General features: G+C 27.5%; 6 protein-coding genes. All 6 read left to right on the forward strand.

From position 1 onward, the window contains the following. Positions 1-365: 365 nt before the first annotated feature. The 6 genes from D9R21_RS02680 to D9R21_RS02700 all read left to right on the forward strand — a co-directional run bounded on the left by D9R21_RS02680 (position 366) and on the right by D9R21_RS02700 (position 9180). Positions 366-1364, forward strand: coding sequence for a hypothetical protein (locus tag D9R21_RS02680; RefSeq protein WP_126820997.1), 999 nt, complete (start codon positions 366-368; stop codon positions 1362-1364). A 19-nt stretch (positions 1365-1383) separates the two neighbouring features. Further along, entirely contained in the window at positions 1384-4323 is a 2940-nt protein-coding gene (locus D9R21_RS02685; RefSeq protein WP_126820998.1) for an AI-2E family transporter, read from the forward strand. A gap of 264 nt (positions 4324-4587) precedes the next feature. Further along, positions 4588-4788, forward strand: a complete 201-nt coding sequence (locus D9R21_RS08230) for a hypothetical protein (RefSeq protein WP_241568696.1) — start codon at positions 4588-4590, stop codon at positions 4786-4788. A gap of 136 nt (positions 4789-4924) precedes the next feature. Then, entirely contained in the window at positions 4925-5446 is a 522-nt protein-coding gene (locus tag D9R21_RS08235) for a hypothetical protein (protein WP_241568697.1), read from the forward strand. 16 nt (positions 5447-5462) lie between these two features. After that, entirely contained in the window at positions 5463-7028 is a 1566-nt protein-coding gene (locus D9R21_RS02695) for an ABC transporter ATP-binding protein (RefSeq protein WP_126820999.1), read from the forward strand. Continuing rightward, complete coding sequence (locus D9R21_RS02700) at positions 7012-9180, forward strand: ABC transporter permease subunit (RefSeq protein ID WP_126821000.1); 2169 nt, start codon at positions 7012-7014, stop codon at positions 9178-9180. The genes D9R21_RS02695 and D9R21_RS02700 overlap by 17 nt, the downstream gene beginning before the upstream one ends. The last annotated feature ends 56 nt before the right edge of the window (positions 9181-9236 follow it).

Consider the following 9236-nt stretch of genomic DNA (forward strand, 5'->3'; position numbering starts at 1 on the left):
GCGATGTTTGTTCAATTTCTTTTACTGTATTTTTTCGAAATTCTGCAGTATATGTTTTAAATTTTTGTTCTTTTCCTGCCATTAAAAAATGCACCTCCTCTAAAAGTTTAGTAAAGTTCTTTTTTAATTTTACTTACTTTTTGGGGTGCAGTCTTGATTGGTAGCAATCCACCCTTAGGAAACAAGGAAGAAAGAATTAAACAATTAGAACAAGAACTTGCGGATTTAAAGAAAGAGCACAATGGTTAATTTTAGAAAAGGATAATATCATACCAAATTGCATTTCATAATGCAATTTTTTTTATAATTTTTTTAGAAATATGATATAATTTAACCATAAATAAACGAAGCAGGAGGACCACGCGATGTACATCAATCCATTCGAAAGAATGAAAAATATGAAATTAAATACTAATGAAACAAATACAATAAATATGAAAAGTAATGGCCGAAATATAAATTTATTACAAGGTAACAATGAAGATGGGGAACTGACAGGAGACTTTCTAAAGAATAGTAATCATAATATTAAAACTGATGAACTTAAGATTGATGGAATTACATTATCAAGTTTTGAAATTATTCGTGATTTAATGAAAATTTTTAAAGAAAAAAATAACGAAATGCAATTTTTCTTAGCAGTTATGGATAAAGGAAATTGTGATTCAATGTCTGAAATTGCTACTTCTTTTTTTTTAATGCCGCTTGTTAATATTGATTTATTACGTATTGAATTATATGCTTCACCATTTTTATTTTTACTTAAAAAAATTATTAAGGGACTACCAAAAGTTAGTTTAGAGGATAAAAAAGTTTTATGAGATCGTGTTAAATTATTTGCACGAACTTTAAAACAAAGTGAATCATTAGAACAAGTTAATGATTCTAATTCAATTGTAATTGTTAATGAGTTAGAATTTGATGATCCATTAGAGTATATTAGAAGAGAATTTGAAGAAATTTTACGTGCTTATGACATTACAGAAAATATTGTAGTAATTTTTAATAATATTGATTTAGTGGGATATGTCAAATTTAAAAAAATATTTAGCTTAGTACAAGCTATTTTTAAAGGAATTTTACAGTTTAAATTTATTGCTGGATTAAATCCACTTTTAATTGAAACTTATGTTAAACAGATGTATGGCAATTATGCAACAGACCAATTGGTTGCGCATGAAGTTAGTGCTTATAACAAACGATATATTATTAAAAATGAAAATGATAATGTCGTTACTAAAGAACCAACAAAAGAAGCAGCTGATTCTTATCATCCAATGTCAGATTTTGCTTCTGTTGAAACAAAAGATGAGGATGATGAAACAATTGGCTTTGATTATTGAGCTATGCGCGGTGGAAAGTAGATAGAGGAGGATAATTAAAATGTTTGTGTTTTTAGTAACATTAGGGTGAAGTTTAATTATAATTGGAGCGATAGTTCAAATTTTTACTGCTATTTTAAACTTTTTGGTAATACAATCTGTTGCGCTTCCATCAATTTTAAATTCAATGAATGATATTTTTCAAACATCAATTTTTAAACAAGAACAAATTTTAAGTTATTTGACAGGAGGTATTTGAGGATACACAATTATTGCTTTAACAATTTTTGTTGCATTATTAGTTATTACACTAGTATCAGTTCAACTGCATCGTGTTAAAAAAGGACAATTAATTGCAAAACCATATATTAAAATGATATTTGTTACATTAATTATTGCAGCATTAATTTATGGAAAAGTAGCAGTATTAATATTAGCAGCATTAATGTTTATTGGTTTATTGTTTATTGAATCATCATTATTTGATGTTGGGTCTTTACAAAATTTTGTTGAAGAACAAAATATGATTGTTATTTACCACCAAGATAAAAAACTTGAAAGAGAGGTAAATAAAGAGGGAAAGTATCATGGAAGTGCAACTTTGGGAGTTGACGCGACTATCGCAGGGATCGGAGAAACCGAAAGATATTTCAAAAACAATGATTACGCAAAAGAGGATGATAGTAAAAAGTTATCTTATCAAAAATCAAATTCGATTTTTTCATCAAATGAATTAAATAATTTATTTAATTCTAATAAAAATGATGTTGATGAACATGAATTAGCAAATTTAATTAATGATATGACACAAACTATGATAAATCCGCAGAAGCCAGCGGTTTTTGAAACAAAATCAAATACAACGGAAACTGATTTAAAACAAAGTAAATCAAAAGAATTATCAAAACCACCAGTTGTTAATGAAGTTAAACAACAAGAAAAATCAAACTTGGAATCAGACCAACTAGAAGATCAAAATTCAGCAAATGATGCTCCACAAAATGAACGAGTTGAGGAAATTCCTGCTCCATTCTTGGATGTAAAACCAAATGCTGATTATAAGTTTAATGCTGATATTAAAAGTTTTGCTGATAAAACAAGCGCTGTAAACGAAAATGCTGATTTTAATGCAGCAGAAGATGAAAAACCAAATTTTTCTTTTTTAGATGATGAATTTTTGAATTCATCATGAACATCAGAGAAACCAATGACAAGAAAACAAAAAAAACTTTATAATAAATGAAGTGAAATGCATCAACAAGCACTTAATATTAAACAAATGGTAGAAGAAGAAGTAGAAATAGCAGAAGTAAAACCTAAATTCATTAAAAAGAAAGCTAAAATTTATAATGTTCTTGCTAAACAAGCAAATGGATTATTAAGAAAATTAAAGTTAGAACCAGAGCATGAATTAAAATTAATGCGTATTGCTGAAATATTTAGTAATAATTCACAAGCCACAGTTGATTTTCTTAATGATCAAATTTTAGCAACAGATAATAATTTAATTGATAATGTCTTGAATGACAACATTAATGAATCATCAGAAAATATTAGTTTAGAAATTAATACTTTTAATAATGTTGTAGATAATGGTAAAACAAAAAAAGAGATAGAAATTATGAATAACAATATTAAACTAGCAAACCAAGAATCACAACGGACAGGAATTATATTTATTCCATCTGATCATAATATTGATAAATTAAAAGGAGAATTATTACCTGATATTAAAACATCAGATGATGAAGAAACAAAAACAGATAATGTACCAGATAATTATGATTACCCTTTTGCTGAACTAGCCGGGTTAGATGATTCACAAGTTGGGCATCTTGATGAAATTGATTCAGTTGCAAATGAAGATAATTATGATGATGAAATACAATCTTCTGAAAACAATGAACTTTCAGACCTATCAGTTGAACAACAAACAGTAGAACAAATAGAAAATAATATGGCAACGCTAGTTGAAGATGAAATCTTAAGAACTAATGAAGTAAAACCCGAGCATGAGGTAAAAAATGATGCAATTAATTTAGAATTAACTCCTGAACCACTAAATACAACAGAACCAAACAATGTGGGAGCAGATATGTTTAATATCTCAATGAATGAAAAACAAAATACTATTTTAACAGAAATAGAAGATAGTGTACCCGCAGAAATATTTACAACAGATGTTAAAGGAACAAATCAATTAGAAGTTAACGCAGATGAATTAAATAAGAATAAAATAGAAGATCATCAAGGTCATTTATTACATGATGTTGTTACAAATGAAACAAATAAATCGTTGCAACCAGAAATTCGACCAATTTTAAAAGACGAAGTATCGTATAGTTTAGATGAATTAGATGATAAAATTATGAATGGTGATTTTTCAAATTTAGATGATGAAGTAATTGAATACTTTAATCAGGAAAAGCCAGAACCAATTAAGGAAACACCATTTGTAGAAGAACCACCATCACAACAAGTTATTTCAAATGATTTTGAATATCGTTTTGAAAAAATTGAAGAATTAATTAAAGATTCAATTAACTTACACACAACACACACAAAAACATTAGGAGAAGTGCAAAATCACTTAAAAAATTTAACTTTAAAAGTTGAATCGTTAGAGGCAAAATCAGCAGATTTTGCAAAAAAAATTAACGATGTTGAAACTAAAAAATATATTAAGCATCACGGTGTTGTACCAATTGATCAGTTTTATCCTCAAATTAGTGATATTAACTTAGTATCAACACCTTATAATTTATATAATAAAAAAGGTTATTCTAACACATATGGTGTTGCTAACTCAAGTGAAAGTTCATATGGTTTGGGCAATTATTATCGAACTAAAAATAGTAATTCATCTCAAGAAGAAATAAGGGCAAATAATAATCAATTTGCTGATTATAATCATCTTAATTTACATAATATTTCTAAATATACTAAACAAGATATTCCATTTGAAACAAATTGTCCATTTTGTAAAAAGAATAACAAATAAAAATTATTATTTTATTGGTTAATATTATAAATAAATTTATTAAAAAAGTTAAATTTAGGTTGATTAAATTTAACTTTTTTATTTAGAAAGTAGTTTTTTTCTTTTCATTCGTTTAAAAATATGTTAAAAATAAATTAGCAATGAGATATTACATTGTTAGGGCATTAAACATATTAATTTAAGTATGAAAGGAAATATTCAATTGCCGAATAATAATTAATTAAAAAATATAATTTATTAGTAATAAACGGGAGGAAATAAACAATGACAAAATTGCTCAGTGTTTTTGTAGCAGCAACTTTGCTAAATGGTTCGAGTCTTTTTCTTGTTGCATGTGCTAAAAAATATTATTTTGATAGTAATATTTGAGTTATTACCGATGCTGGTATTGTGACCGATGCATCGTTTAATGAATCAGCATGAGATGGAGCAAGTAAATATGTCATTTCACAAAAGGATAAATAAATTTTACCATCAGAGTGAAAAAAAGTCACCATCGAGCTAGTATTATGAACCAGCAAGTCAAACACCATCTGACTTTAAAACAGCTTATTTAACAGCATATATTGCTGGCGCAAAAACATTAATTTCGCCAGGTTTTGTGCATGGTAATACTATTGGCCGAATTAAATATAATAAATCACCAGCTAAAGTTATTGGTGTGGATACAGAACAATCTAAAATTTATGGAGAAGACATAATCGTAACAAGTGCCTTAAAAGAAATTGCAACTTCAACTCAAGAAGCTCTCAAGAATATTTATTCAGATAAATGTGGTTATTCATCTAATAGTAATACTTGAGACAATAATCATGTGACACCGGAATGTTGAATTAATACTGATCAATCATCAATTCAGCATCCAACTTGGACAGGGATTGAAACAACAAAATCAATTAATGAAGATACTGTTAATTTTATTCATAATAAAACTGATGATTTAACAAAGGATACAGCATTTGATAAAATTATTAAAGTATTACAAGATGTTTATTCCCGAGGAATTGATGATGTCCCTCCTGTAGCAGCAAAGGTATTTACAATAACATTAGCAAATACTTATCAAAATAGTGATACATTGAAAACTTATATTTTAAATGCAATTGAAACCGCTTTGCAATAGAAGGAAAGGACATAATATGAAAAACAATAATGAATATGCAATAGAAATGAATAATATTACCAAGGTCTTTGGTGATTTAATTGCAAATGATGATATTATCTTAAAAGTAAAAAAAAGTGAAATTCATGCTTTAATTGGCGAAAATGGAGCAGGAAAATCAACATTAATGAGTATTTTATTTGGTTTGTATGAACCAACAAAGGGAGAAATCCTTATTAATGGAAAACCAGAATATATTAATAATCCTATTAAAGCAAATCAATTAGGAATTGGTATGGTTCATCAACATTTTAAATTAGTTGATATTTTTACTGTACTTGATAACATTACATTAGGATATGAACAGTTAAAAGGGAAAGTATTTTTAGATCGTTCAAAAGAAGCGCGTGATATTGCTCAAATTGCAATTAAATATAATTTGCAAGTTGATTTTCGTTCAAAAATTGCAAATATTTCAGTTGGAATGCAACAACGAGTTGAAATTTTAAAAATTTTATACCGTGGAGCAGATATTTTAGTTTTTGATGAACCAACAGCTGTTTTAACACCACAAGAAATTGAAGGCTTATTAAATATTATGTTAGATTTAAAAAAAGATGGGAAAACAATTATTTTTATTTCCCATAAATTAGATGAAGTGAAAAAAATTGCTGATCGGGCAACAGTTATTCGACGTGGAAAAGTTGTCGAAACTTTTAATGTGCAAGATAAAAATGAGAAAGAAATTGCTGAAGCAATGGTTGGCCGTAATTTAGTTGAAATTAAAAATTCAGGGCAAGCACCACGAGAAGAAGTTTTATTAAGAATTGAAAATTTATCAGTAAAGAAAAGAGGCCTAACGCGCTTGATGGCTTTAGATGATTTTAATTTAATCGTTCATGCAGGAGAAATTGTTGCAATTGCTGGAGTAGAAGGAAATGGGCAGACTGAATTAGTAAATGTTCTAACCGGATTAGAAAAAGGAGCCTCTGGAGAAATAATTTTTAATGATATTAATGTGACCAAAAAAAGTATTTATGAACGCTATCAAAATGGAATGTCTAATATTCCTGAAGATCGTCATAAATATGGTTTAATCTTAGAATTCAATGCAATTGATAATGTTGTTTTACAAAATATTAATCAAAAACTATTTTCAAATTATGGTTTATTAGATAAAGGAGCAATTCAATTATATGCTCAACAAATTGTTAATAAATATGATGTAAGAGGTGCAAATTCTGGTTTTGCTGTTACACGCAGCTTATCAGGAGGTAATCAGCAAAAATTAGTTATTGGGCGAGAACTATCACGACAACATAATATTTTAGTTGTTGTTCAACCAACAAGGGGTTTAGATGTTGGAGCAATTGAATATATTCATAATAAAATTTTGGAAGAAAAAGCACAAGGGAAAGCAGTCTTATTAGTTTCATATGAATTAGAAGAAATTATGAGTTTAGCTGACCGTATTGTTGTTTTGCATAATGGACGCATTACTGGTGAAGTTACTGGCAATAAAATTAAACGTGAAGAAATTGGTTTAATGATGGCAGGAAGATATCATAAGAAAGGAATAAAAATTAATGCAAACACAAATTAAAAATTATGGATGATTATTAAAACAGAAAACAAGAATTTTCTTTCGTTCAAATGAATTTAAAACTAAAATGAACTATTTTAAGGCATCTATTTGTGCAATTATTGTAGGAGTTCTGCTTAGTTTTATTATTATCGGTGCAAATGCATCAGATCCATTATTATTTTTTAGTTATGTTTTTCGACTAGCTTTTTACCCATTATTAAAAGATTCGACATTAACTTATTGAGCAATTTATATTGTTGCGGGATTAGCTGTTGCGGTTGGTTTTAAAGCTGGATTATTTAATATTGGTGTTCCTGGACAAATGTTATTAGCAGGTAGTATGACAATTGTTTTAGGTTTAAAGAATCCCACAATTAGTCAAGGAGCTGGCGTAATTGGATCTTTATTTATTTCAATTCTTGTTGGTGCAATGTTAGCAGCAATTGCTGGGGCATTAAAAGCTTATTTTAATATTCATGAAGTTGTTTCAACAATTATGTTAAATTGAATTGTTTGGTATGTTATGAAATGAATGTTTATTAATCCAGCGCATGGGATGTGAAATTCAAATCAAAATTCAACAATTGATATTGTTACAACAGCCCCAAATTTTAATTTAGTATTGAATGGGCAATTATGAATTATTCCATTTATTATTGCAATGTTATTATTAGGAATAATTATTTTTATTATGAATTATACTGTTTTAGGTTTTCGAATTAAAGCGGTTGGAAAATCAAAAAATGCTTCTTTATACGCTGGAACAAATGTTAAAGCATATACTATTGTTTCAATGGCATTATCAGGTGCTTTAGCAGGCGTGTTGGGAATGTTATATTATATGACACAATCAACAGTATTACAATTTACAACTGATTCATTACCAGTTGTCGGTTTTGATGCAATTTCTGTTGCATTAGTTGCTTTTACAAATGGGCTTGCTATTTTACCAATTGCTTTATTATGAGGAATTATTAAAACAGCTGCTTTGCAAGCAACGCAATTACCTGATTTTCAAATGTCAAAACAAATGGGACAATTGATTTTCGGAATCATTATTTATATGTCTGCAATTTCTACATTATTTATTTACTTTAAACCGATCTTTTGATTGCGTCGTTGATGAAATATTCAACACAATGTAGAATGAAAGCAAGAATATAATAAATATCAAAAACAAATTAAGGACTATCAAAAACAAATTAAAAATACGAATAAAATATATCGAATTAAAATGCAAGAATTAAAAAAAGAGGGAACTAAAGAAGAAATTAAAGCATATCGGAATGAAATTAATGATCAATTAACGTTATATGCTGGGAAAATTACCACTTTAAAAACAGAAATTCGTTTTTTTGAAAATTTAAAATATAAGGAAGCAACAAAAATTGGGCAACGTGGTCTTAAAACAAAATATAAATTAGCAACATTTATTGCCCTTGGTTCCGCATTAGACCATTTTGTACAAGTGAAAAATGAATATTTATTAAAAAAACAAGAAATTAGTTTTTTAAAAAATAATTATTATCAAGCCGTATGAAAAGTAAAAGGGCAAGCAAAACAAGAATTATCACAGTTTTATAATTTGCCGAAAAAAGAATTATATGCTAAATTATCACATTTACAGTCGCAATATTGTGATTTAGTTCTAAAGCAAGAGGAAGCTATTAAAAAATTATGTGAAAGTTATTATCCTATTTTTAATCAAATTCAACAAAAATATGGAAATGATTTTAAAAGATTGCAAAAAGAAGAAGCACTGATTACTAAAAAATTAAATCAAGAAATTAAAGCATTAAAACGCCAACAACGTCGTGAAATGTATCAATTTAAAATAGCAAATTATCAAAGTAAGAAAAAAATTAAACCGGAATTAAGAATAATTAATCGTCAAGTAAAAGCAGATGTTAAGATTCAACAGGAAGTGGCTGTGTTAAAACAAAATTTAAAACTGCAATTAAAAGAGATGAAACAACAATTTAATCTTGAATATCAATCTATGCGCAAAAAAAATAAAAGAGAGATGCCACAGTGGAAAAAGGAATTAAATCAAAAATTAAAACATATTCGAAAAGTTGTTTCAGAAGATAATAAAATTTTAAAAGCAGAATATCATCGTCAAAATGCGGTAGCCGGAAAAAAGCTTAGGTTTTATAAAAATATAAATTAAAGTAATTAAATATAAATTAAAGTAATCGCTTATTAGAGCGATTTTTTTATTTGCAT

The organism is Spiroplasma endosymbiont of Megaselia nigra, from assembly GCF_003987485.1.
In the GTDB taxonomy this organism is placed as follows: Bacteria; Bacillota_I; Bacilli_A; order Mycoplasmatales; family Mycoplasmataceae; genus Spiroplasma.